The 21,378-nt window shown below is 70.4% G+C and carries 23 protein-coding genes; 11 read left to right on the forward strand and 12 right to left on the reverse strand.

Going from position 1 to position 21,378, the window contains the following annotated elements; genetic code table 11:
• From BM109_RS22310 to BM109_RS22330, 5 genes are all read left to right on the forward strand, one after another.
• A partial coding sequence (locus BM109_RS22310; RefSeq protein WP_143129248.1) for an ABC transporter permease subunit occupies window positions 1–294 on the forward strand: 294 nt, incomplete at its 5' end.
• Between the two features lie 35 nt (window positions 295–329).
• Window positions 330–1,322, forward strand: coding sequence for an ABC transporter ATP-binding protein (locus BM109_RS22315; protein WP_093348331.1), 993 nt, complete (start codon window positions 330–332; stop codon window positions 1,320–1,322).
• Window positions 1,319–2,125 carry an ATP-binding cassette domain-containing protein gene (locus BM109_RS22320; RefSeq protein WP_093347319.1) on the forward strand — a complete coding sequence of 269 codons (807 nt, stop codon included), beginning with the start codon at window positions 1,319–1,321 and terminating at the stop codon, window positions 2,123–2,125. Before BM109_RS22315 ends, BM109_RS22320 begins: the two co-directional genes overlap by 4 nt.
• 120 nt (window positions 2,126–2,245) lie before the next feature.
• Window positions 2,246–3,742, forward strand: coding sequence for an ABC transporter substrate-binding protein (locus BM109_RS22325; protein ID WP_093347322.1), 1,497 nt, complete (start codon window positions 2,246–2,248; stop codon window positions 3,740–3,742).
• A 238-nt stretch (window positions 3,743–3,980) separates the two neighbouring features.
• On the forward strand, window positions 3,981–5,468 hold the full coding sequence (locus tag BM109_RS22330; protein ID WP_093347324.1) for an ABC transporter substrate-binding protein: 1,488 nt from the start codon (window positions 3,981–3,983) through the stop codon (window positions 5,466–5,468).
• Between the two features lie 177 nt (window positions 5,469–5,645).
• On the opposite strand, the gene BM109_RS22335 is transcribed toward BM109_RS22330, so the two are convergent.
• The gene (locus tag BM109_RS22335; protein WP_093347327.1) at window positions 5,646–6,509 is read right to left on the reverse strand and encodes a LysR substrate-binding domain-containing protein; all 864 of its coding nucleotides are present in this window, start codon (window positions 6,507–6,509) and stop codon (window positions 5,646–5,648) included.
• A 111-nt stretch (window positions 6,510–6,620) separates the two neighbouring features.
• Here BM109_RS22335 and BM109_RS22340 point away from each other — a divergent pair, with 111 nt between their 5' ends.
• The 3 genes from BM109_RS22340 to BM109_RS22350 all read left to right on the forward strand — a co-directional run bounded on the left by BM109_RS22340 (window position 6,621) and on the right by BM109_RS22350 (window position 10,124).
• Window positions 6,621–7,019 (forward strand): tautomerase family protein, encoded by a 399-nt coding sequence (locus BM109_RS22340; protein WP_093347330.1) that lies wholly within the window; start codon window positions 6,621–6,623, stop codon window positions 7,017–7,019.
• A gap of 44 nt (window positions 7,020–7,063) precedes the next feature.
• Entirely contained in the window at window positions 7,064–8,440 is a 1,377-nt protein-coding gene (locus BM109_RS22345; protein WP_093347362.1) for a tetratricopeptide repeat protein, read from the forward strand.
• Between the two features lie 94 nt (window positions 8,441–8,534).
• Window positions 8,535–10,124: an N-acyl-D-amino-acid deacylase family protein gene (locus tag BM109_RS22350; protein WP_093347364.1), complete on the forward strand. Its 1,590-nt coding sequence runs from the start codon at window positions 8,535–8,537 to the stop codon at window positions 10,122–10,124.
• 6 nt (window positions 10,125–10,130) lie between these two features.
• Here the strand turns inward: BM109_RS22350 and BM109_RS22355 are convergent, their stop codons facing one another.
• Together BM109_RS22355 and BM109_RS22360 are read right to left on the reverse strand one after the other, a co-directional pair.
• Window positions 10,131–10,829 carry a histidine phosphatase family protein gene (locus BM109_RS22355; RefSeq protein ID WP_093347366.1) on the reverse strand — a complete coding sequence of 233 codons (699 nt, stop codon included), beginning with the start codon at window positions 10,827–10,829 and terminating at the stop codon, window positions 10,131–10,133.
• A 44-nt stretch (window positions 10,830–10,873) separates the two neighbouring features.
• A complete protein-coding gene (locus BM109_RS22360; protein WP_093347369.1) occupies window positions 10,874–11,482 on the reverse strand; it encodes a Yip1 family protein in 609 nt (202 codons plus the stop codon).
• 122 nt (window positions 11,483–11,604) lie between these two features.
• On the opposite strand from BM109_RS22360, the gene BM109_RS22365 reads away from it, so the two are divergent.
• Window positions 11,605–12,315 carry an alpha/beta fold hydrolase gene (locus BM109_RS22365; RefSeq protein ID WP_093347371.1) on the forward strand — a complete coding sequence of 237 codons (711 nt, stop codon included), beginning with the start codon at window positions 11,605–11,607 and terminating at the stop codon, window positions 12,313–12,315.
• A gap of 9 nt (window positions 12,316–12,324) precedes the next feature.
• Here the strand turns inward: BM109_RS22365 and pcp are convergent, their stop codons facing one another.
• Genes pcp through BM109_RS22380 form a run of 3 tightly spaced genes read right to left on the reverse strand, consistent with a single transcriptional unit; the run spans window position 12,325 to window position 14,852 of the window.
• A complete protein-coding gene (gene pcp / locus BM109_RS22370) occupies window positions 12,325–13,017 on the reverse strand; it encodes a pyroglutamyl-peptidase I (RefSeq protein WP_093347373.1) in 693 nt (230 codons plus the stop codon).
• Window positions 13,018–13,052: 35 nt separating this feature from the next.
• Window positions 13,053–13,313 carry a hypothetical protein gene (locus BM109_RS22375; protein ID WP_093347376.1) on the reverse strand — a complete coding sequence of 87 codons (261 nt, stop codon included), beginning with the start codon at window positions 13,311–13,313 and terminating at the stop codon, window positions 13,053–13,055.
• 18 nt (window positions 13,314–13,331) lie between these two features.
• Complete coding sequence (locus BM109_RS22380) at window positions 13,332–14,852, reverse strand: hypothetical protein (RefSeq protein ID WP_256222714.1); 1,521 nt, start codon at window positions 14,850–14,852, stop codon at window positions 13,332–13,334.
• A gap of 234 nt (window positions 14,853–15,086) precedes the next feature.
• Between BM109_RS22380 and BM109_RS22385 the strand changes: the two genes are divergently transcribed.
• Window positions 15,087–16,031, forward strand: coding sequence for a LysR family transcriptional regulator (locus BM109_RS22385; protein WP_093347381.1), 945 nt, complete (start codon window positions 15,087–15,089; stop codon window positions 16,029–16,031).
• Window positions 16,032–16,059: 28 nt separating this feature from the next.
• Here BM109_RS22385 and pxpA read toward each other — a convergent pair whose 3' ends face one another.
• The 6 genes from pxpA to BM109_RS22415 are packed head-to-tail and all read right to left on the reverse strand — an operon-like array spanning window position 16,060 to window position 20,400.
• The gene (gene pxpA / locus BM109_RS22390) at window positions 16,060–16,797 is read right to left on the reverse strand and encodes a 5-oxoprolinase subunit PxpA (protein WP_093347384.1); all 738 of its coding nucleotides are present in this window, start codon (window positions 16,795–16,797) and stop codon (window positions 16,060–16,062) included.
• A gap of 43 nt (window positions 16,798–16,840) precedes the next feature.
• Window positions 16,841–17,863 carry a 5-oxoprolinase subunit C family protein gene (locus BM109_RS22395; RefSeq protein ID WP_093347386.1) on the reverse strand — a complete coding sequence of 341 codons (1,023 nt, stop codon included), beginning with the start codon at window positions 17,861–17,863 and terminating at the stop codon, window positions 16,841–16,843.
• Window positions 17,860–18,522: a 5-oxoprolinase subunit PxpB gene (gene pxpB, locus BM109_RS22400; protein ID WP_093347389.1), complete on the reverse strand. Its 663-nt coding sequence runs from the start codon at window positions 18,520–18,522 to the stop codon at window positions 17,860–17,862. Before pxpB ends, BM109_RS22395 begins: the two co-directional genes overlap by 4 nt.
• A gap of 9 nt (window positions 18,523–18,531) precedes the next feature.
• A complete protein-coding gene (gene coaD, locus BM109_RS22405) occupies window positions 18,532–19,035 on the reverse strand; it encodes a pantetheine-phosphate adenylyltransferase (protein ID WP_057596071.1) in 504 nt (167 codons plus the stop codon).
• A 44-nt stretch (window positions 19,036–19,079) separates the two neighbouring features.
• Window positions 19,080–19,736, reverse strand: coding sequence for an RsmD family RNA methyltransferase (locus tag BM109_RS22410; RefSeq protein WP_093347392.1), 657 nt, complete (start codon window positions 19,734–19,736; stop codon window positions 19,080–19,082).
• A 28-nt stretch (window positions 19,737–19,764) separates the two neighbouring features.
• Window positions 19,765–20,400 carry a LysE/ArgO family amino acid transporter gene (locus BM109_RS22415; RefSeq protein ID WP_093347394.1) on the reverse strand — a complete coding sequence of 212 codons (636 nt, stop codon included), beginning with the start codon at window positions 20,398–20,400 and terminating at the stop codon, window positions 19,765–19,767.
• 75 nt (window positions 20,401–20,475) lie between these two features.
• Here BM109_RS22415 and BM109_RS22420 point away from each other — a divergent pair, with 75 nt between their 5' ends.
• Window positions 20,476–21,378 carry a LysR family transcriptional regulator ArgP gene (locus BM109_RS22420; protein ID WP_093347397.1) on the forward strand — a complete coding sequence of 301 codons (903 nt, stop codon included), beginning with the start codon at window positions 20,476–20,478 and terminating at the stop codon, window positions 21,376–21,378.

Here is a 21,378-nt window from a genome sequence, read left to right on the forward strand (position 1 = left end):
ATCACCATGCAGCACGTGCTGCCCAACATCTCGGCGGTGCTGATCGTGCAGATCACCATCCGCTTCGCCATCGCGATCCTGGCCGAGGCCGCCCTCTCCTACCTCGGCCTGGGCACCCAGCCGCCGCAGCCCTCCTGGGGCCGCATGCTCAGCGAGGCGCAGACCCTGATGTTCCAGCAGCCCCTGCTGGCTGTCTTCCCGGGCATGGCCATCGCGCTGGCGGTGCTGGGCCTGAACCTCTTGGGCGACGGCCTGCGCGACCTGCTCGATCCGCGCCTGGCGCGCGCGAGGTGAGCGACATGGCAACCACCAGCACCGTGGCCAACCCCATGCCCCTCCTTGAAGTCGACAACCTCCACATCGGCCTGCAGACCCAGCGCGGCCCCGCCCAGGCCGTGCGCGGCGTCTCCTTCTCGCTCGAACGCGGCCAGACCCTCGGCATCGTGGGCGAGTCGGGCTGCGGCAAGTCCATCACGGTCATGTCCCTCATGGGCCTGCTGCCGGCCACCGCCAAGGTCACCGGCAGCATCCGCCTGGACGGCCAGGAACTCATCGGGCAGCCCGAGTCGGCCATGTGCCAGATCCGCGGCAACCGCATCGGCATGATCTTCCAGGAGCCGATGACGGCCCTGAACCCGGTCCACACCATCGCGCGCCAGGTCGGCGAGCCGCTGCGGCTGCACCGAGGCCTCACCGCCAAGCAGGCCCGCGCCGAGGCGCTGAACCTGCTGCAGCGCGTGGGCATTCCCGACGCGGCCTCGCGCCTGGATGCCTATCCGCACCAGTTCTCGGGCGGCCAGAGGCAGCGCATCGGCATCGCCATGGCGCTGGCCTGCGGGCCCGACCTGCTGATCGCCGACGAGCCCACCACCGCACTGGACGTGACGATCCAGAAGCAGGTGCTCGACCTGATCCAGAACCTGGTGGCCGAGATGGGCATGGCGCTGATCCTGATCTCGCACGACCTGGGCGTGATCGCCAACAGCGTGCAGCGCATGCTCGTGATGTATGGCGGCAGCGTGGTGGAGAGCGGGCCCACGCGCGCGCTCTTCGCGAACCGCGCGCATCCGTACACCAAGGGGCTGTTCGCGGCGCGGCCGGTGATCGGGGCGCCGAAGGGGCAGCGACTGGCGACGATTCGGGGCAGCGTGCCCGAGCTGGTGGACCTGCCCGCGGGCTGTCCGTTCGCGGGGCGCTGCAGCTACACGGTCGATGCCTGCCAGTCGACGCGCCCGCCTGCGGTGATGCTGCCTGACGACCATGCGGTGCGATGCATCCGGCTTGGAGAGATTGCAGAGATCGAAGCGGAGGCCGCGGCATGACGCAAACGAAGACACCGCTGCTGCAGGTCACCGACCTGGTTCGCCACTACGCGCTGCCGCGCGAGAAGCTGCTGGGCCCGCCGCCCACCGTCAAGGCCCTCAATGGCGTGAGCTTCGAGGTGCAGGCTGGGCGCAGCGTGGGGATCGTCGGGGAATCGGGTTCGGGCAAGTCGACCATCGCTCGACTCGTCATGGCGCTCGACAAGCCCACCTCGGGCAGCGTGAAGCTCGAAGGGCGCGAGCTGCATGCCCTCTCAAGAGACGAACTTCGCACCGCCCGACGCGACTTCCAGATGGTGTTCCAGGACCCCTACGGATCCCTCGACCCGCGCCAGACGGTCGCGCGCATCGTGGCCGAGCCGCTCGAAGCGCTGGCCCAGGTCTCGAGGAAGGAACAACGCGAGCGCGCCGCCGAATCCCTCGCGGCCGTGGGCCTGCGCCCCACCGACCTCGACAAGTACCCGCACGAGTTCTCGGGCGGCCAGCGCCAGCGCATCGCGATCGCGCGCGCCCTCATCACCCGCCCCAAGCTCATCGTCGCCGACGAGCCCGTGAGCGCCCTGGACGTCTCCGTGCAGGCCCAGGTGCTCAACCTCATGCAGGACCTGCAGCAGCAGTTCGGCATCAGCTACCTGCTCATCAGCCATGACCTCGCCGTCGTCAACCACCTGTGCGACGAAGTCTGCGTGGTCTTCAAGGGGCAGATCGTCGAGCGCGGGACGCCGCAGGAGCTCTTCGCCAACGCCCAGCACCCCTACACGCGCACGCTGCTCGGCGCGGTGCTGCAGGCACCGGGGCACTGAGCGCGCCCGTCATGCAACCAGGGCATAAGCATCTGGTTGCGCACCGGGCCTCTCCTCGCGGATGATGCGGCGCGCCCGGAGGGCGCATGCCCCCGCCACCGCTCAAAGGACCGCCCGCCCATGCTTCACAGACGCACCCTCCTCGCCACCGGCGCCGCCGCGCTCGCGCCCCTCGTGCTGCCGGCCGGCGCCCTCGCGCAGGCACGCCGCAAGGACACGCTGGTGCTCGGCCTCACGCTCGAACCCACGGGCCTCGATCCCACGGCCAAGGCCGGCGCCGAGATCGCCGAGGTGGTGCTCTACAACGTCTTCGAGACGCTGACCAAAATCAACTCCGACGGCAGCGTCACGCCGCTCCTGGCCGAGAGCTGGGAGGTCTCGCCCGACCTGCGCACCTACACCTTCAAGCTCAGGCGCGGCGTCAAGTTCCAGAACGGCGAGACCTTCGACGCGAACACGGTCAAGTTCTCGTTCGACCGCGCCTCGGCCGCCAACAGCACCAACAAGGACAAGCGCTTCTTCGCCAACTTCACGACCCAGGCGCTCGATGCGAACACGGTGGTGCTGATCGCCAAGGAGATCGAGCCCGACCTGCTGTTCCAGCTCGGCCAGGCCTCGGCGATCGTGGTCGAGCCCAAGTCGGCCGAGGGTAATGCCACCAAGCCCGTGGGCACCGGTCCCTACCGGCTCGAGAACTGGGCCAAGGGCTCGTCGATCGTGCTCACGAAGTGGGACGGCTACCGCCATGCCGACGCGGTGCAGATCCGCCGCGCGAGCTTCCGCTTCGTCTCGGAACCGGCCGCGCAGACCACCGCGCTGCTGTCGAACGACATCGACCTGTTCCCGCATGCCTCGGTCTCGCGCAGCCTCTCTCAGTTCCAGAACGACAAGCGCTTCCAGATCCTCTTCAACGCCTCGCGCGGCAAGTCGATCCTCGCGATCAACAACAGGCGCAAGCCGCTCGACGACGTGCGCGTGCGCCGCGCGATCGCGGCCGCGATCGACCGCAAGGCGGTGATCGACGCGGCCGTCGACGGCCGCGGCATCCCGATCGGCAGCCACTACGTGCCGACCGCACCGGGCTATGTCGACACCACCGGCATCAACCCCTTCGACCCCGCGAAGGCCAAGCGCCTGCTGGCCGAGGCCGGCGTGAAGCTGCCGCTGCAGCTCGACCTGGTGCTGCCGCCCCCGCCCTACGCGCGCCAGGGCGGCGAGCTGATCGCCGCGCAGCTCGCGCAGGTCGGCATCGTCGCGAAGATCCAGAACGTGGAGTGGGCGCAGTGGATCAGCGGCACCTACGGCAACAAGAACTACGACCTGTCGGTGATCCTGCATGTCGAGCCCTTCGACCTCGTGAACTACACGCGCCCCGACTACTACTGGGGCTACCAGTCGGCGAAGTTCAACGAGGTGTTCGAGAAGTCGCGCAACGCACCGCGCGAGGCCGACCGCCTGCGCCTGCTGGGCGAGGCGCAGCGCATCCTGGCCGAGGACTCGGCCAACGTGTTCCTCTACCAGCCGCAGCTCATCACCATCGCCGCGCGCGGGCTGCGCGGCCTGTGGAAGGACGCGCCGATCTTCGCCAACGACATCGCCGCGATGTCCTGGGCGTGAGTGGCCGCTGACCTTTCGCGGCGCCGCGCATCCGGGAACCTCCCGAGGAAAAAGCGCCGCGCCGCGGCATCGGCGGCGAGCGCGCTGCGCGAGAATGCTTTTGGCTGCACGGCGTGGCATCTTTCCTGCTGCGCCGAGGGTCTCTCGCGGCCCGCGCCTTGATTCGGGGCGCGCCGTCCCCTCGCCCTTCCGAGGCAGCCCTTTGCCTTTCCAGACGTTTTTCCGGAGATCACCACGTATGTTGAACCGTCGCACCCTCCTCACCACCGCTGGCGCCACCGTGGCCCTGGCCACACCGCTGGCCGGCCTGGCCCAGGGACGGAAGGACGCCATCGTGATCGGCATGGCGCTCGAGCCGCCGGGCCTCGATCCGACTGCGGGCGCCGCGGCCGCGATCGCCGAGGTGGTGCAGTACAACATCCTCGAGACGCTGACCAAGATCAATGCCGACGGCAGCGTCACGCCGCTCTTGGCCGAGAGCTGGGAAGTCTCGCCCGACCTCAAGACCTACACCTTCAAGCTGCGCCGCGGCGTGAAGTTCCAGAACGGCGAGCCCTTCAACGCCGCCACGGTCAAGTTCTCGTTCGACCGCGCCGGTTCGGACAAGAGCACGAACAAGGACAAGCGCACCTTCGCCAACCTCAGCACGCAGGCGACCGACGACTACACGGTGGTCGTGATCAACAAGGAGATCGACCCCGACCTGCCCTTCGTGCTGGGCCAGGCCACCGCGGTGATCGTCGAGCCCAAGAGCGCCGACGGCAACGCCACCAAGCCGGTGGGCACCGGCCCCTACAAGCTCGACAACTGGGTCAAGGGCTCCTCGATCACGCTGAGCAAGTGGGACGGCTTCCGCAACCCCGGCAACGCGAAGATCAACAAGGCGACCTTCCGCTTCATCTCCGACACCGCGGCCCAGGCCGCGGCCATGCTCTCGGGCGACGTCGACATGTTCCCGCGCATCGGCACGCGCGTGGTGCCGCAGTTCAAGGCCAACGGGCAGTTCCAGACCATCCTGGCCGGCTCGCGCGCCAAGACCATCCTGTCGATCAACAACCGCAAGAAGCCGCTCGACGACGTGCGCGTGCGCCGCGCGATCCTCGCGGCCATCGACCGCAAGGCCGTCATCGAGGGCGCGGCCGACGGCTTCGGCGTGCCGATCGGCAGCCACTACGTGCCCGGCGCGGCCGGCTTTGTCGACACCACCGGCATCAACCCCTTCGACATCGAGAAGGCCAAGAAGCTGCTGGCCGAGGCCGGCGTGAAGACGCCGCTCGAGCTCAAGCTGACCCTGCCCCCGCCGCCGTACGCGCGCCAGGGCGGCGAGGTGATCGTGGCCCAGCTCGCCAAGATCGGCATCGTGGCGAAGGTGCAGAACGTCGAGTGGGCGCAATGGCTCAGCGGCACCTACGGCAACAAGGACTACGACCTGTCGATCGTCTCGCACGTCGAGCCCTTCGACCTCGGCAACTACGCCAAGTCGGACTACTACTGGGGCTACCAGTCGAAGGCCTTCGACACGCTGTTCGACAAGATCAAGACCACCGCCAACACCGCCGAGCGCAACAAGCTGCTGGGCGACGCGCAGAAGATGCTGGCCACCGACGCGGCCAACGGCTTCCTCTACCAGCCGCAGTTCCCGACCGTGGCGAAGAAGAACGTCAAGGGCATCTGGAAGGAAAACCCGATCTTCGTGAACGACCTGTCGGCCCTGTCCTGGGGTTAAGGAACGAGCCTCATCCGAGCGCGGCGGTAGCACCCGCCGCGCAACGCAACGCCCCTCGTGCACGGGGCGTCGGGTACTCCCCGCAGCGAAATCAAGGAGGAGGCCGAAGGCCGGGGGACATTCGCGGAGGGGAGTACCCGGCGTCCCGTGCACGCGCCCCCGACGCCAACAAAGAACTCACCCCAGCTGCACAGCCAGCATCTCCCGCGCCCGAGCCACGAATTCCGTCTCCCCCCTGCGCCCCGGCAGGAACTGGAAAGCCACGCGCGGCAACGCCGGCAACCCATGCGGCGCCGCGAGCCGCGCCACCCCCTCGCCGATCGCCGAGTCGTTGAGGCAGGCCACCCCGAGCCCCGCCGCCAATGCCGACTGCAGCCCCGCCACCCCCGAGGCCACGTGCGCGAGCACATAGGGCACATGCCGGCGCCGCAGCAACGCCACAGTGAACTGATGCAGCGAGCAGGTGTCGGGCAGCACCAGCAGCCGCACCGGCTCGCCGCGCACCACCCGCATCCCGGCCGCGCCCAGCCAGGCCAGCGACTCGCGCCGCAGCACCGCCGGGCTGCCCGGCGGCGGCGTCGACACGCCCGCGATGTGCATCGCCAGCGCCACGTCGAAATCGCCGCGCGCGTAGGCCGCGCGCAGCTCGTCGCTCTTGAGGATGCTCACGTGCAGCCGCACGCGCGGATGGCCCTGCGCGAGCCGTGCCAGCAGCTGCGTCAGGTCGCCCGGACGGAAGTAGTCGGTGACCGCGAGCCGCAGCTCGCCCGCCAGCGTCTCGCCATGCAGGTCGCGGAAGGCCTCGTCGCTGAGCGCCAGGATGCGCCGCGCATGCACCAGCAGCCGCGCGCCGGCCTCGGTCGGCGACACCCCGGCCTTGCTGCGCGTCAGCAGCGACTGGCCCGCGCGCTCCTCGAGCTTGCGCATCTGCTCGCTGACCGAGGACTGCGAGAGGAAGACCCGCGGCGCCGCAGCCGTGAGGCTGCCCGCGTCGACCACCGCCACCAGCGTGCGCAGCTGTTCCAGATCGAATCCCTGCATGGCTCATCCATCCGATATTCCGATGGTTTCTATCATATCTTCCCGCTTTTCCGATGACGAGGTGCTGCCCACAATCACCCCATCGACCACCCATCCATCAAGGAGTCCGCCATGCCCCACATCGTCGTCCACCTCTCCGGCCAACCCGATGCCGACCTCACGCGCCAGACCGTCGACGCCGTCGCCGAGCTCACCCAGAGCGTGCTCGGCAAGCAGTTGCCGGTGATCGCCATCACCGTGCAGTACATCGCCGCCGAGACCTGGTTCATTGGCGGCCAGTCGCTGGCCGCGCTCGGAAAGTCGGCCTTCCACCTCGACATCAGCATCACCGACGAGACCAACACCAAGGCCGAGAAGGCGCGCTACCTGCGCGAGGTCCATGCGGCCATGGCCAGGCTGCGGCCCAGCCTGCACGAGGTCTCGTACATCCACGTGATCGACGCGCGCGGCGCGGCCTACGGCTACGGCGGCAAGACCCAGGAGTACCGGCATCAACAGGCCGGCGTCTGAAGACGGCGCGTTGAAGCCGCCGCGGGGGCATGGCACGATGCGCCATGCCCTCCGCCAGCCCCACGTCGAACACCGTCCGCCACGCCGACAGCCTCGGCAACCCCCTCACGCTCGACGATGCCGCCAGCCTGCCGCTGGTCGACGACTTCGTCATGGGCTTCATCTCGAGCGAGGCCCGCGCCGTCAACCTGCTCACCGCCACCGAACACGACGCGAGCCCCATCGTGCAGGCCTACGGCGCCACGCTGCACCTGTTCGCCGAATCGCGCGAGGCCGTGGCCAATGCACGCCCCTTCCTCGACAAGGCACGCCAGCAGGCCGCGCGCGCCACGCCGCGCGAGCAGCGCTACATCGCCGCCATCGAGGCCTGGGCCGACGGCGACATCGCGCGCGCCATCGCGCTGCATGCCGAACAGGCGCGCGAGCATCCGCGCGACCTGGTGTCGCTCAAGCTCGGCCAGTACCACTGCTTCAACACCGGCGACTGCCCCGGCATGCTGCGGCTCGCGCTCGCGGTGCTGCCGCATGCGGCCGAGGTGCCCTACGTGCACGGCATGGCCGCCTTCGGCTACGAGCAATGCCACCTGATGCGCGAGGCCGAGGCCAGCGCGCGTCGCGCGATCGCCCTGTGCCGCAAGGAGCCCTGGGCCCACCATGCGCTCGCGCACGTGATGCTCACCGAAGGCCGGCTCGCCGAGGGCCTGGCCTTCATGGAGAGCGTGAGCGACACCTGGGTCGGCCTCAACTCCTTCATGGTCACGCACAACTGGTGGCACGTGGCGCTGTTCCTCATCGACCTGGGCCGCGGCGACGAGGCGCTCGCGGTCTACGACCGCCATGCCTGGGGCGTGGTCAAGGAATATTCGCAGGACCAGATCGGCGCCGTCTCGCTGCTCGCGCGGCTCGAGCTCGCGGGCGTCGACGTCGGCGATCGCTGGGACGACGTGGCAAAGCACCTGCTGCAGCGCCAGGCCGACCACGTGCTGCCCTTTCTCGACCTGCAGTACCTCTACGGCCTGGCGCGCGCGGGCCGGCCCGAGGCCGACACGCTGCTGGCCAACATCGAGGCCTTCGCGCCGCATGCGCCGGCCTCGACGCGCGCGGCCTGGCAGCGCGTGTGCGTGCCGGCCGCGCACGGCCTGCGCGCCCATGCGCGCGGCGACCTGGCCGCGGCGATCGACGGGCTCGGCACCGCGCTGCCGCGCATGATCGAGATCGGCGGCAGCCATGCACAGCGCGACCTGTTCGAGCAGGTCTACCTCGACGCGCTGGTGCGCAGCGGCACCGAGGCCACGCTGACCGGCGCGCAGGGCATCCTGCAGCAGCAGGTCAACGCCCAGCCCGAATCGCTGCGGCTGCGCCGGCAGGCGGCCGAGGTCTACCGCCAACTGGGCCTGCCGGAGATCGCCGCGCGCTCATGAGTTCAGGACATGGGGCGTGCCGCAAAAGGAATTGGCGGCACGCGCGAGGCGACTCCACACTGGCCGGCGTTTCCACCCGTGCCCACATCGCCCCATGCAGACCACGCTCATTGCCCTGGCCGCGCTCGCCTTCCTCGCACCCTCGCTTCACGCCCAGCCGGCCGACGCACCGGTCGAACTCGACCTGCTGCTGCGCGGCGGCACCGTCTACACCGGCGACGACGACCGGCCCGTGGTCGGCGACGTCGGCATCGCGGGCGACCGCATCGTGTTCGCGGGCCGCGCGATGCCCGCGCAGTTCAAGGCGAAGCGCACCATCGACGCCACCGGCATGGTGGTGGCGCCGGGCTTCATCGACGCCCACACGCATGCCGACACCGACCTGCATTCGAACGACGCGCGCAAGCGCCTCAACATCCCGTTCCTGACCCAGGGCGTGACCACCGCCGTGATCGGCAACGACGGCTTCGGCGGCTGGGACATCGCCGCCCAGGCGCAGCGGCTGCGCGCCGTGCCGGTGGGCACCAACGTCGCGATGTACGTCGGCTTCGGGCCGGTGCGCACCAGCCAGCTCGGCGAGGCCAACCGCCAGCCCACGCCCGAGCAGCTCGAGGCCATGGGCCGCCACGTGAGCCAGGCCATGTGCGAGGGCGCGCTGGGCCTGTCGACCGGGCTGTTCTATCCGCCGCAGAATTTCTCGAAGACCGAGGAGGTGATCGCGCTCGCGAAGGTGGCGGCGCGCCACGGCGGGCTCTACGACAGCCACATCCGCGACGAGTCCATGTACAACATCGGGCTCAAGGGCTCGATCGACGAGGTGATCCGCATCGGCCACGAGGCGAAGCTGCCGGTGCACGTGGCGCACATCAAGGCGCTCGGTGTCGACGTGCAGGGCCAGAGCGGCGACATCATCGAGCGCATCGAACGCGAGCGCGCCAAGGGCCTGGACATCACGGCCGACCACTACCCGTGGACCGCCTCGAGCACCCGCTTCTCGGCCGCGCTGATCCCGCCTTGGGCCATCGATGGCGGCCGCGCCGCGCTGCTGCAGCGCTTCGACGATGCCGCGGTGCAGGAGCGGCTGCGCGGCGGCATGCGCGAGAACCTGCGGCTGCGTGGCGGGCCCGACGCGATCCTGTTCTCGGCCGGCAGCACGAAGTACGTGGGCAAGACGCTCGCGCAGGTCGCGAAGGACCAGAACGCCGACCCGGTCGACGCCGCCATCGCGGTGCTGCGCGACGGCGACCTGATGATCGCCTCGTTCAACCAGAGCGACGACGACGTGCGCGCCTTCATGAAGCGGCCCTGGGTGATGACCTCGTCGGATTCCTCGCAGGGCCATCCGCGCGCCTACGGCACCTTCGCGCGCAAGTACGAGCAGTACGTGGTGAAGGAGCACGCGATCTCGCTCGCGCAGTTCGTCCGCGGCAGTTCCTCGCTCACGGCCGACACGCTGGGGCTGGTGCAACGCGGCCATCTGCGGCCCGGCTACTACGCCGACGTGGTGGTGTTCGATCCCGCGCGCTTCGCCGCGCGTGCCACCTACACGCAGCCGACGCTGCTGTCCGAGGGCGTGCGCACGGTGCTGGTGAACGGCCAGCTCGCGGTGGACCAGGGCCAGCCGACGGGCGTCGGCGCGGGCAGGCCGCTGCTGCGCACGCCGAAGGCCGGCAGCTGCGGCTGAGCCGCTTCAGTCCTTGCGCTGGAGGTGGCGCGTCTGGTCGTAGGTCGGCTGCGGCGGCAGGTCGGCCAGGTGCCGCGTGTCGGCCCACTCGACGATCTCGATCGCCTCGGGCGCAGCGGGATCGGCGATGCGGATGCGGTTGAAGCCGGCGTTGGGAATCTCGCTGCGGCGCGGACCGCTGAGGCTCAGGCCGTGCGCGGTGCGCCACACCATGTCGAGCACGCCGCCGTGCGTGACCACGATCAGGTGCTGCCCGCGATGCGCGCTGGCGATGGTGCCGAGCGCCGCGACGATGCGCGCATGGAACTCGCGCGGCGTCTCGCCCTCGGGCATGGCATGGTCCTCGCGAAACTCGAGCCACTCTTCCCAGGCGCGCGGATGCAGGGCCTGGATCTCGTCGGAGCGCATGCCCTCGACGATGCCGAAGAACTGCTCGCGCAGCGAGGCCGTGGTGGCGATCGGCAGCGAGAGCTGCGAGGCACCGGGCGCCGCCGTCTGCTGGGCCCGCAGCAGGTCGCTGCTGATCACGTGCTGCACCGCGGTTTCCTGCGCCAGCCGCAGCCCGATGCGGCGCGCCTGCTCGTGGCCCATGTCGTTGAGCGGCACGTCGGCGTGGCCCTGGAAGCGCAGTTCGCGGTTCCACGCGGTCTCGCCGTGGCGGATGAGGATGATGTCGGTGGTGGTGTCGGGTTTGGGCGTGGGCATCGACCGCCATTGTCCCACCACCGGCACCCGCGCAGGGTGCGCTTTCAGGCCAAGGCCAGCGGCAGTGCGCCCAGTCGCAGCGCCGGCGAAGGCGTGAGCAGCGAGAGCACCCACGCGATCGTGAAGCCGCCGACGATGGCGCAGACCACCACCACCGCGGTGTAGGGCAGCGCGCGGTCGGCCGGACACTTCATCAGCACCGGCAGGCCGAGGTAGATCAGGTAGATGCCGTAGAGCCCGCACAGCGCGCCCAGCACCGACAGCGAGGGCAGCAGGCTGAAGATGCTGCCGACCAGCGAGGCAGTGGAGGCATAGACCGCGAGCTTGAGCGCGGCGACCGGGCTCTGCACGCCGTCGAAGGTGGGCGCGAGCGCATCGACGATGAGGCCGATCACGAACACCACCACGAGCGACAGCACGTAGCCGACCACCATGTTGACCAGCCCCGCGAGCACCGGCACGCGGAAGCTGACGCCGAAGGCGCCCATGCCGATCACCGACAGGCCGATGAAGCCGGCCACGGCCGGGATCAGCGCGAGGATCATCAGGTAGTTCTTGTAGAGCGAGGCGGCGTCCTCGGGCTCGGCATCGATCAGGGCCCAGGTGGCCTTGGGCTTGAGCAGGATGTCCTGCACGCGTTGAACCAGGTTCATGGAAGTCGAAGGGAAAGGAGAAGGGGTGGCGGCGCGAGTATGTCGAGCCGCGGCGCGTCTGGCTGCTGGCCAGGAAGCCTATGCCGATGCGCCGGGATGCCCTCCTCGCGCAGAATCCCGGCATGCCTGCCACCCTCGTACTTCTTCCCGGCCTTGCGTGCGACGCGCGCCTGTGGGACGCCCAGCTCCCCGCCCTCCCCTCCTCGCTCTCGCCGCGCGTGAGCGACGTCCAGCTGCGCCACGCCACCATCGAGGGCATGGCCGCGGCCGTGCTGGCCGAGAACCCCGGCCCGCTGGTGCTGTGCGGCGCCTCGATGGGCGGCATGGTCGCGATGGAGGCCGCGCGCCAGGCGCCCGGCCGCATCGCGGGCCTGGCCCTGCTGGGCACCAGCGCACGGCCCGAGACGCCCGACATGCGCGCGCTGCGCGAAGGCGCGATCGAGTACTTCGCGCGCGGCGAGCTGCGCGAGGTGATCGAGCCCAACGTGTTCTTCGCCTTCCATCCGGCCCAGGCCGCCGACCCGGTGCTGGTGCAGCGCTATCTCGACATGGTGCTGGGCGCTGGCGCCGAGCAGCTCACGCGCCAGAACCGCGCCGTGATGGCCCGGCCCGATGCGCGCACGCACCTCGCGTCGCTGCGCGCGCCCGTGCTGCTGATGTGCGGCGACGACGACCGCCTCGCGCCGCCCGAATGCACGCGCGAACTGGCGGCGCTGCTGCCGCAGGCGGAATTGGCATGGGTGCCGCAGTGCGGCCACATGCTGACGATGGAGAAGCCGGCGCTGGTCAACGACGCGCTCAACGGCTGGCTGGCGAAACTCTTCGCCGCCTGAGCGTTGGGGTCAGTGCAGCAGGCCGCCGGTTTCGGCGATGTCGCGCTCGACCTCGAGCGCGGTGCGCACCGCGATGCGCAGCGCCTCGACCAGGGTCGCGAGCGCCATGCTCGGCGCGCCCGGAAAGTTCGCCGCCTGCTCGGGCAGGTAGGGGATGTGGATGAAGCCACCGCGTACGCCCTGCACGCCTGGCTGCGCGCGCTGCGCGAGCTGGTGCATCAGGCCATAGAAGATGTGGTTGCAGACGAAGGTGCCGGCCGTGTTCGACACCGAGGCCGGCACGCCCGCGGCGCGCAGGTCGCGCACCATGGCCTTGATCGGCAGCGTCGAGAAATAGGCCGCGGGGCCCTCGGGCGCCACCGGCACGTCGACCGGCTGCTGCCCGGCGTTGTCGGCGACGCGGCCGTCGTCGACGTTGATCGCCACGCGCTCGGGCGTGACCTCGGCGCGGCCGCCCGCCTGGCCGATGCACAGCACCAGCCGCGGCTTGAGTTCGTCCATCGCCTCGGCCAGCGACTCGATGGCCGCGCCGAAGACGCAGGGCATCTGGCGCGCATGCACCACCGCGCCGGCATGCTTCCAGCCGTCGAGCGTGCGCACCGCTTCCCATGAAGGATTGATGGCCTCGCCGCCGAAGGGCTCGAAGCCGGTCAGCAGCACGCGCGATGGTGGAGAGGTTCGGGGCGTCTTCGGCGAGCTCATGGGACCGACGTTACCGCAAGCGCCCCCTGGCGTCGCTACTTCCTGGGCGCGAGGTCGAGCGGATTGGCGGGCAGGTCACCGCGCGCGGGCTTGGGCTTCTGCTCGATCTTGCATTCGGCGTCCCGGAACGGGCCCGACAGCCGGTCCCAATCGGAGTTGATGACCTGCTGGAAGCACACGATCTTGCCGTTGTCCTTGTGCTTGAACAGATAGAACCCGCCGGTGGGTTGGGACAGCGCCGGACCGCAGATCAGGGCGGTGCCGAGCGCGAATGCGAAGGCTGCGATGAGTTTCATGGTCGTTCTCCCGGGAAATCACAGGGCAGGCGGCGAAGCCAGGCTCCGGGCCACCTCGATGACCAGGTTGCGAGATTGCTCGACGATCTTGTCACGCTCGGTCTCGAACTCCCGATCGGTGAGGCCTCTAGGAATCTTCAGGGTCGGCGTGTGGATGTGGCCTGCCGGGATATCGAGCCGGAAGACGTCGCGCAGCAAGGTGTTGCGATACGCGCTGGCGTTGGACAGGTAGTTGCCGCCCCCGCCCTGCAGCGCGCAGTTCAGCTCTTGCGGATTCGGCTTCGTTCCCTCGGGCGGAAAAAGAGCGTCGAGGGTGCACTCGATGACATCGTAATCGTCGTTCCGAGCCACTTTCCAGTCGCCCGTGGCCGCATCGATCATTCTCTGGAACGGCAGGCTTGCGACGGTGAACTGCGACGGCGCATCCTTCGACCATGGCGTGGGCGAATACCCCAACCAGCGTTCCGGCGGGTTGATCTCGCAATCCTGGTTCGAGGGAAGGCCGGTGCACGGAGGCCTCAGGTTGTCGTTGCCGGCGGCGGAGAAGTGATAGCGCCCGTTGTAGTGCTCCAGGTCGAAGCTGTTGCGCCCCTGGCTCATGGTGATCGACGCATCGACGCGCTTGCCGCCGGGCTTGAACCAGGGCCCCAGCGTGTCCTCCTGCATGCCGGCGAGGAACGGACCGTAGTTGACGGGCAGGATGAAGGTGCGGATCACCGCGGTCGTGCCGTCGGCCAGCGCCACGGTCTGGCCATCGAGCGAGAGGATGGTCGCGCCCGAGGGGTTGCCTCTGAGCAGTCCGATGTCGCCGGACTTGATCCCGGCATCCGAACTCGGGTCGCCGAGCGAGAACGGATCGAAGCCGCTCACCAGGATCCGCCTGTGACCCGCGCCTTCGGGAAAATCGATCGATAGCTGCCCGCGCGATGCACGCTCGAACTCGTTCTGCAGCGCGGCGCGCTGCGCGTCCGTCAGCGCGAACTCGGGCTTCCACTGGCGCAGCGCGAGCGTCATCGTCAGCCGTGCCCAATAGAGCATGCGGTCATCGCTCTTGGCCAGCGTGCCCTGGACCGACCGGCCCTGCACGCGGTCGAGCGCCGCCTGCCAGAGCTTGCGGCCCTCGGCGTGCAGCAGCGCCACCGCCTCGTCGTAGCTCGAGGCGCCCGCCAGCCCGTCGCTGCAGAGCTTCGCGGCGAAGTCGGGGCCGAAGCGATCGAATCCGCTGGCCCGCAGCAGTTGCTGCGAATAGCTCAGTGCATCGCTGGCGGCGATCTTGTTGGGCAGGCGCCGCTCCTCGTAGGAGGCCTCCACGGCGCTGTCCATCGCGCACTTGGCGCGCACGGCCGGTGGTGGTGGCGGCGCGGGCGGCGGTGGTGCCGGCGGGGCGGGCGGCTGCGTGCCACCGGCGGCAGCAATCGCCGCCAGCACGGCCGGGTCGACGCCGCCGCCCCCACCTCCGCCTCCGCAGCCGGCGACCGCGAGCGCGCAAATCCCCAGGGCGGCACCGATCCTGGCGCGCCTTGCCTTCGCTTTCTTCATTCGATCTCTCCCTGATCCAGTACCTGACAGCAACGAAAAACAAAACAGCAACCCGCTGGCACGGCTCCTGCAGCGTTCGGTCAGAGACCGAAGCTGCCGCCGGGGGGCGGGTTGCACCGCTTACGTGTGCGACAAGTTGATGAAAACATGAGCAATTGATCGAGTCGAACGAGTTTTTGTTAAACAACCCGATAACAAAAGTTCAACGATGCTCGGACCAGGGAGAGGCAGAAGATGAACACCCGTTTCCTCGAAACGCTGGTCATGCTCGACCGGCTCAAGAGCTTCCGAGAGACGGCGCAGATGCTCTGCGCCACCCAGGCCGCGGTGTCCAAACGCATCGAGGCGCTGGAAGAAGAGCTCGGCGTGCAGCTGGTCGACCGCTCGCAGCGCTCGCTGCGGCTCACGCGCATCGGCGAGCAGGTGGTGGCGCAGGCCGAGCAGATCCTCGCGCTCGAGAAGCAGCTCAAGCGCTCGGTGCAGCCCGACGCGCCGCCCTCGGGGCGCGTGCGCATCGGCGTGATCGAGACGGTGGTCCACACCTGGCTCACGCCGCTGATCCACCTGCTGAGCGCGCGGCTGCCCGCGGTCGAGCCCGACATCACGGTCGACACGGCGCACAACCTGCGCGAGCAGTTCCGGCAGCGCAAGTTCGACCTGCTGATCCAGAACGACGACGTCTCCGAGCTCGCGCGCAGCGGCGAGTCGGTGCTGCTGCCGCTGTGCAGCTTCCCGATGCGCTGGGTGGCGCGCCCGACGCTGTTGCCGCATGCGCGCACCTTGCGGCTCGAGGACCTCGAGCGGGTGCCGCTTCTGACCTTCTCGCGCACCTCGGGCCCGCGCGCGCACGTGAAGGCGCTGTTCGCGGGGCGCGCCGCGGAGCCGCGCGTGTGCAGCTTTCCGTCGGTGCAGTCGATCATCCAGCTGACCAAGGGCGGCTTCGGCGTGGCCGCGATCCCGCCGGTGTTCGTGCGCCAGGAACTGGCGGCCGGCGAGCTCGAGGTGCGCGACGGCCCCGCGCTGCCGCCGATGGCGATCAGCCTCGCGCATGCCGAAGGCACGGCGCCCGCGGTCCAGGCGGTGGCGCGGCTCACGCGCACCGTGGTGGCCGACTACTGCGAGGAGATCGGGCCGCGCTGGGTGAGTGCGCTGGCCTGCGAGGAAGCACTGCCCGCCTGAGCGGCGGATGCGCCGTCGCGCGGCTTCGTCAGTCCGCGCGCACCTCGATGCCTTCGGACAGCAGCCGCTCGCGGATGCGGCGCGCGAAGGCCAGCGCATGCGCGCCGTCGCCATGCAGGCAGACGGTCTGCGCATTGACCGGCACGATGCTGCCGTCGATGGCCTTGACCTGGCGTTCGCGCACGAAGGCCAGGGTCTGGACGATGGCCTGCGCGTCGTCCTCGATCAGCGCGCCGGGCTGGCTGCGCGGCACCAGGCTGCCGTCGGGCATGTAGCCGCGGTCGGCGAACACTTCCTCCACCGGCACGAGGCCGGCGCGGCGCGCGGCGTCGATCATGCCGCTGCCCGCGAGGCCGAAGAACTTCAGCGAAGGATCGAAGCGGCGCACGGCCTCGCACAGCGCATCGGCGAGTTCGGGCTCCTTCACCGCCTGGTTGTAGAGCTGGCCGTGCGCCTTCACGTGCGCGAGCCGGCCGCCCTCGGCCTTGACGATGGCCGCGAGCGCGCCGACCTGGTAGAGCACGTTGGAGACGATCTCGTCGGGCGGCAGGTGCATGGTGCTGCGGCCGAAGTTCTCGCGGTCGGGAAAGCTGGGATGCGCGCCGATCGCCACGCCGTGCGCGACGGCCCAGCGCACGCACTGGTGCATGGTCTTCGGGTCGCCCGCATGCCAGCCGCAGGCGATGTTGGCCGAGCTCACGAGCCCGAGCAGCGCTTCGTCGCTGCCGGCGCCTTCGCCGAGGTCCGCGTTGAGGTCGATGTGCATGGGAGGACTCCTGGAGCGATGCGGCGGATGGAAAGACCGCAGTCTATGCCGGGGTCGGCCAGCCTGCCGCCGCGAGGCCTTGCACCACCTGCGCGACATAGCGCTGCTGCGCGGCCCAGGCCTCGAGCGCGGTGGCGGCATCGACCGGCACCAGCCGCAGGCTGCCGTCGAGCGGCGCCTGCGCGAGCTTCCAGAGGTCGGCGCGGATCACGACGCCGATGCGCGGATAGCCGCCGGTGGTCTGGGCGTCGCCCATCAGGATGATCGGCTGGCCCGAGGGCGGCACCTGGATCGTGCCGGGAATCACGCCCGAGGACAGCATGTCGGTGGCGCGCTTGCGCCGCAGTTCGGCGCCGCTCGCGCTCGCGAGCCGGCTGCCCATGCGGTTGCTCTGCGGCGTGATGCGCCAGCGCTCGCCCCAGAGCTGGTCGCGCGAGGCGACGGTGAACTGCTCGAACTCGGGGCCGGGCAGCACGCGCAGAGCGATGGCGCCGTCGGCCGCGGCATCGGGCTCCCAGTCGGGACCGCGCACCCCGAAGGCGCGCCGCGCGCGCTGCGCCTCGGCCAGCGCCGACGCGCCCAGCGGCAGCCGGTCGCCCTTGCGCAGCGCACGGCCCTCGTGGCCGCCGAAGCCGGCCTTGAGATCGGTGCTGCGCGAGCCGAGCACGGGCGCCACGTCGATGCCGCCCGCCACCGCGAGCCAGCTGCGCAGGCCGGCCTTGCCGCCGCCCGCGTTGATGCTCGCGTTGGCGCTAGCAAGCCGCAGCGTCTGCCCGGCCGCGACCGGCACGCTCCAGCACGGCCACAGCGGCTGGCCGTCGAGCGTGGCGCCGAAGTCGTCGCCCACCAGCGCGATGCGCGTGTCGGTCTCGAAGCGCAGCACGCTGCCGCCCAGCGTCAGCTCGAGCCCGGCCGCACCGGTGGCGTTGCCCACCAGCCGGTTGGCAATCGCCAGCGCCAGCGTGTCGAGCGCGCCGCCCGGGCAGATGCCTAGCTGGCGATGGCCGTGGCGCCCGAGGTCCTGCACCGACGCCAGCGGGCCGGGCTTCTCGATCAGGAGCGTCATGGCCGCAGGCTTTCGACGACGAAGCGCACGCGGTCGCCGGGCCGCAGCAGGGTCGGCGACGCGGCCAGCGGATCGAAGAGCGCGACCTCGGTGCGCCCGATCAGTTGCCAGCCGCCCGGCGAGCGCAGCGGATAGATGCCGGTCTGCTCGCCGCCGATGCCGACCGAGCCCGGAGGCACGGCCGTGCGCGGTTCGGCGCGACGCGGCGTGGCGAGCGCGGCCGGCAGTCCGCCGAGGAAGGCGAAGCCCGGCAGGAAACCCAGCAGGTAGACCACGTACTCGGCCGCGGCATGGCGGCGCACCACCTCGGTGGTCGACAGGCCGGTGTGGGCCGCCACGTCCGCGAGGTCGGGGCCGTGCTCACCGCCGTAGGCGACGGGAATCTCGATGTCGCGGCCCTCGATGCCGCCGGCCTCGAGCCGCGGCCAGGCCTCGAGCACGCGCGCGCTCAGCGCCTCGAGATCGACCGCGGTCGGATCGAAGGTCAGCGTGAGGTTGTTCATGCCCGGCAGCACTTCGCCGACGCCGCTCCAGCGACCGGCCTCGCGCGCCAGCGCCCAGATCTTCTGTTGCTGGACGAACGTGGCGGGACCGGGCAGGTCGCACAGCAGCGCCGCGTCGCCCAACAGGTGCAAACGGGGCGCCAGCGCGCCGCTCATCGGCGGCGCCTACTCTCTGCCGAGGCTTCGGACCTTGGCCGCGAGCTGCTGTTCGACGTTGGGCGAGACGAACTTGTGCACCTCGCCGCCGAGCATCGCGATCTCGCGCACGAAGGTGCTGGAAATGAACTGGTACTTGTCGCTGGGCGTGAGGAACACGGTCTCGACGTCGGGCATCAGCGAGCGGTTCATGCCCGCGAGCTGGAACTCGTAGTCGAAGTCGGTGACGGCGCGCAGGCCACGCACCATGGCCTTGCCGCCGCGCGCCACGACGAAGTCGCGCAGCAGGCCCGAGAAGCTCTCGACCGAGACCTGGTCGCTGTAGGGCTTGACGGCTTCGCGCGCCATCTCGATGCGTTCCTGCAGCGTGAAGAGCGCCTTCTTGTGGTGACCGGCCGCCACGGCGACGATCACCTTCGAGAACAGTTGGGTCGCACGCCGCACCACGTCCTCGTGCCCGAGGGTGATGGGGTCGAAAGTGCCGGGATAAACCGCGATCACGTTGCTGGCCATGGTTGCTACCTCCTCATGCAGCCGATGCGGCTTGGGTCGGCGGATTATGCAGTGCCGTGTGCGGCATGCATCAAAAGGTGTGCATGCACCGCGCCGGCCTTCAAGTGGCGGAACACGACGAGGCCGAGCGCGGCCGCCTCCTCGTCGCTCCAGCGGCGCGGTGCCTCGAGGTAGATGGCGCCGCCCGCGCGGACCGCGCGCACGGCGGCGCGCAGCGCGGGTTCGTAGAGCGTGGTGCTGTCGAAGGGCGGGTCGAGGAAGACCACGTCGAGGCTCGCGGCCGGCGTGCGCTCGAGCGCCGTGACGCCGTTGCCGCGCTCCACGCGCACCGCCTCGGCAGCGAGTTTGGTCTTGGCGGCCTGGATCTGCGCGACCAGCGCGGCGTCCTGCTCGCACAGCAGCACGCCGGCCGCGCCGCGCGACGCGGCCTCGAGGCCGAGCGCGCCGGTGCCCGCGAAAGCATCGATGCACTGCCAGCCCGGCAGCTCGCCGCCACCGGCGCCGGCCAGGCTCGCGAGCCAGTTGAACAGCGTCTCGCGCACGCGGTCGGGCGTGGGGCGCAGGCCGGGCTTGTCGGCGACGGCGAGGCGTGTGCGTTTCCACTGGCCGCCGATGATGCGCACCTCGTGCGCGCGCGCCGAACGCGCGGGGGAAGAAGTCGTTGGGGTGCGCGAGGGCGCGGCGGCAGGCTTGCGGGGCATGCGGCGAGCTTAACGCGCCCGCCGGGGCTCAGAAGCCCGCGATGGCGCGTCGCGCGAGCAGCGCCGCCAGCACCAGCATCGTGCCGCCGATCAGCGCGTCGAGCATCTGCCAGGCGCGCGGCCGCGCGAACACCGGCGCCAGCAGCCGCGCGCCATAGCCGAGGGCCGAGAACCACAGCGCGCTCGCGAGCGCCGAGCCGGCCACGAACCATCCCTTGAGCGAGCCCGCGTACTGCGCGCCGGTGCTGCCCACGAGCAGCACGGTGTCGAGGTAGACGTGCGGGTTGAGCAGCGTGAAGCCCGCGGCCTGGGCCAGCACCGCGGTGCGCGACAGCGAACTGCCCTGCGTGACCGTGCGCAGCGCACCGGCCGCGCGCGAGCGCCACAGCGCGCGCAGCCCGTAGCCGGCGAGGAACAGCGCGCCGAAGCCGGCGAGCGCGGTGGCCAGCATCGGCCGGCCCTGGAGCGCCTGTGCCATGCCGGCCACGCCGGCCGAGATCAGCACCGCGTCGCTGACGGCGCAGAACAGCACGACCGCGCTCACGTGCTCGCGGCGCAAGCCCTGGCGCAGCACGTAGGCGTTCTGCGCGCCGATGGCGACGATGAGCACCAGGCTCATGAAGAGCCCGTTGAGGAAGGCGGTGGTGACGAGTTCGGCAGACATGGTGCGAGCTTGCCGCCGTTCGCGAATTAACTCAAACTAAACTTCCTTAAGTCAATTCAGTTTTCCTTCATCCACATGCTCGACTACGCCGCCCTCAACGCCCTGGCCACCGTGGTGCGCGAAGGCAGCTTCGAGCGCGCGGCCCGCGCGCTCAACGTCACGCCCTCGGCGGTGTCGCAGCGCGTGAAGCTGCTCGAGGAACGCATCGGCGGCGCGCTGCTGGTGCGCGGCCAGCCCTGCGTGGCGACCGAGGCCGGGCTGCAGCTGTGCCGGCACGTCGAGCGCGTGGGCATGCTCGAGCACGAGCTGCGCGATGCGCTGCCGGTGCTGGGCGCCGGCGAGGCCGGCGAGCGGGTCACGGTGCGGGTGGCGGTCAATGCCGACAGCCTCGCGACCTGGTTCGTCGGCGCGGCCGCTGCCTTCTCGCAGCAGCACGGCGCGTTGCTCGACCTCACGGTCGACGACCAGGACCACACGGCCGAGCGCCTGCGCAGCGGCGCGGTGCTGGCAGCGGTCACCGCGCTGGCGCAGCCAGTGGCCGGCTGCAACAGCGAGGCGCTGGGCACCATGCACTACGTGGCGGCCGCCAGCCCGGCGTTCGTGCAGTCGCATTTCGCCAAGGGCGTGGGCGCACGCACGCTGGCACAGGCGCCGAGCCTGGTGTTCGACCGCAAGGACGCGCTGCAGGCGCGCTGGGTGCGGCGCATCTGCCATCGCGAGGTCGAGACGCCGCGCCACTGGCTGCCCTCGCCGCAGGCCTTCGTCGAGGCCGCGCGCGCGGGCATGGGCTGGGGCATGCATCCGCTGAGCATGGTGGCGCAGGCCTTGCGCGACGGCTCGCTGGTGGAGCTGGTGCCGGGCTCGCGGCTGCCGGTGCCGCTGTACTGGCAGCAGGCGCGCGCGGCGCCGCGGCTGCTCGGGCGGCTCGGCGATTGCGTGCGCGCCGCCTCGCGCACGGGGCCGCACGCGCTGGCCTGA

Source organism: Variovorax sp. PDC80 (assembly GCF_900115375.1).
Classification (GTDB): domain Bacteria; phylum Pseudomonadota; class Gammaproteobacteria; order Burkholderiales; family Burkholderiaceae_C; genus Variovorax.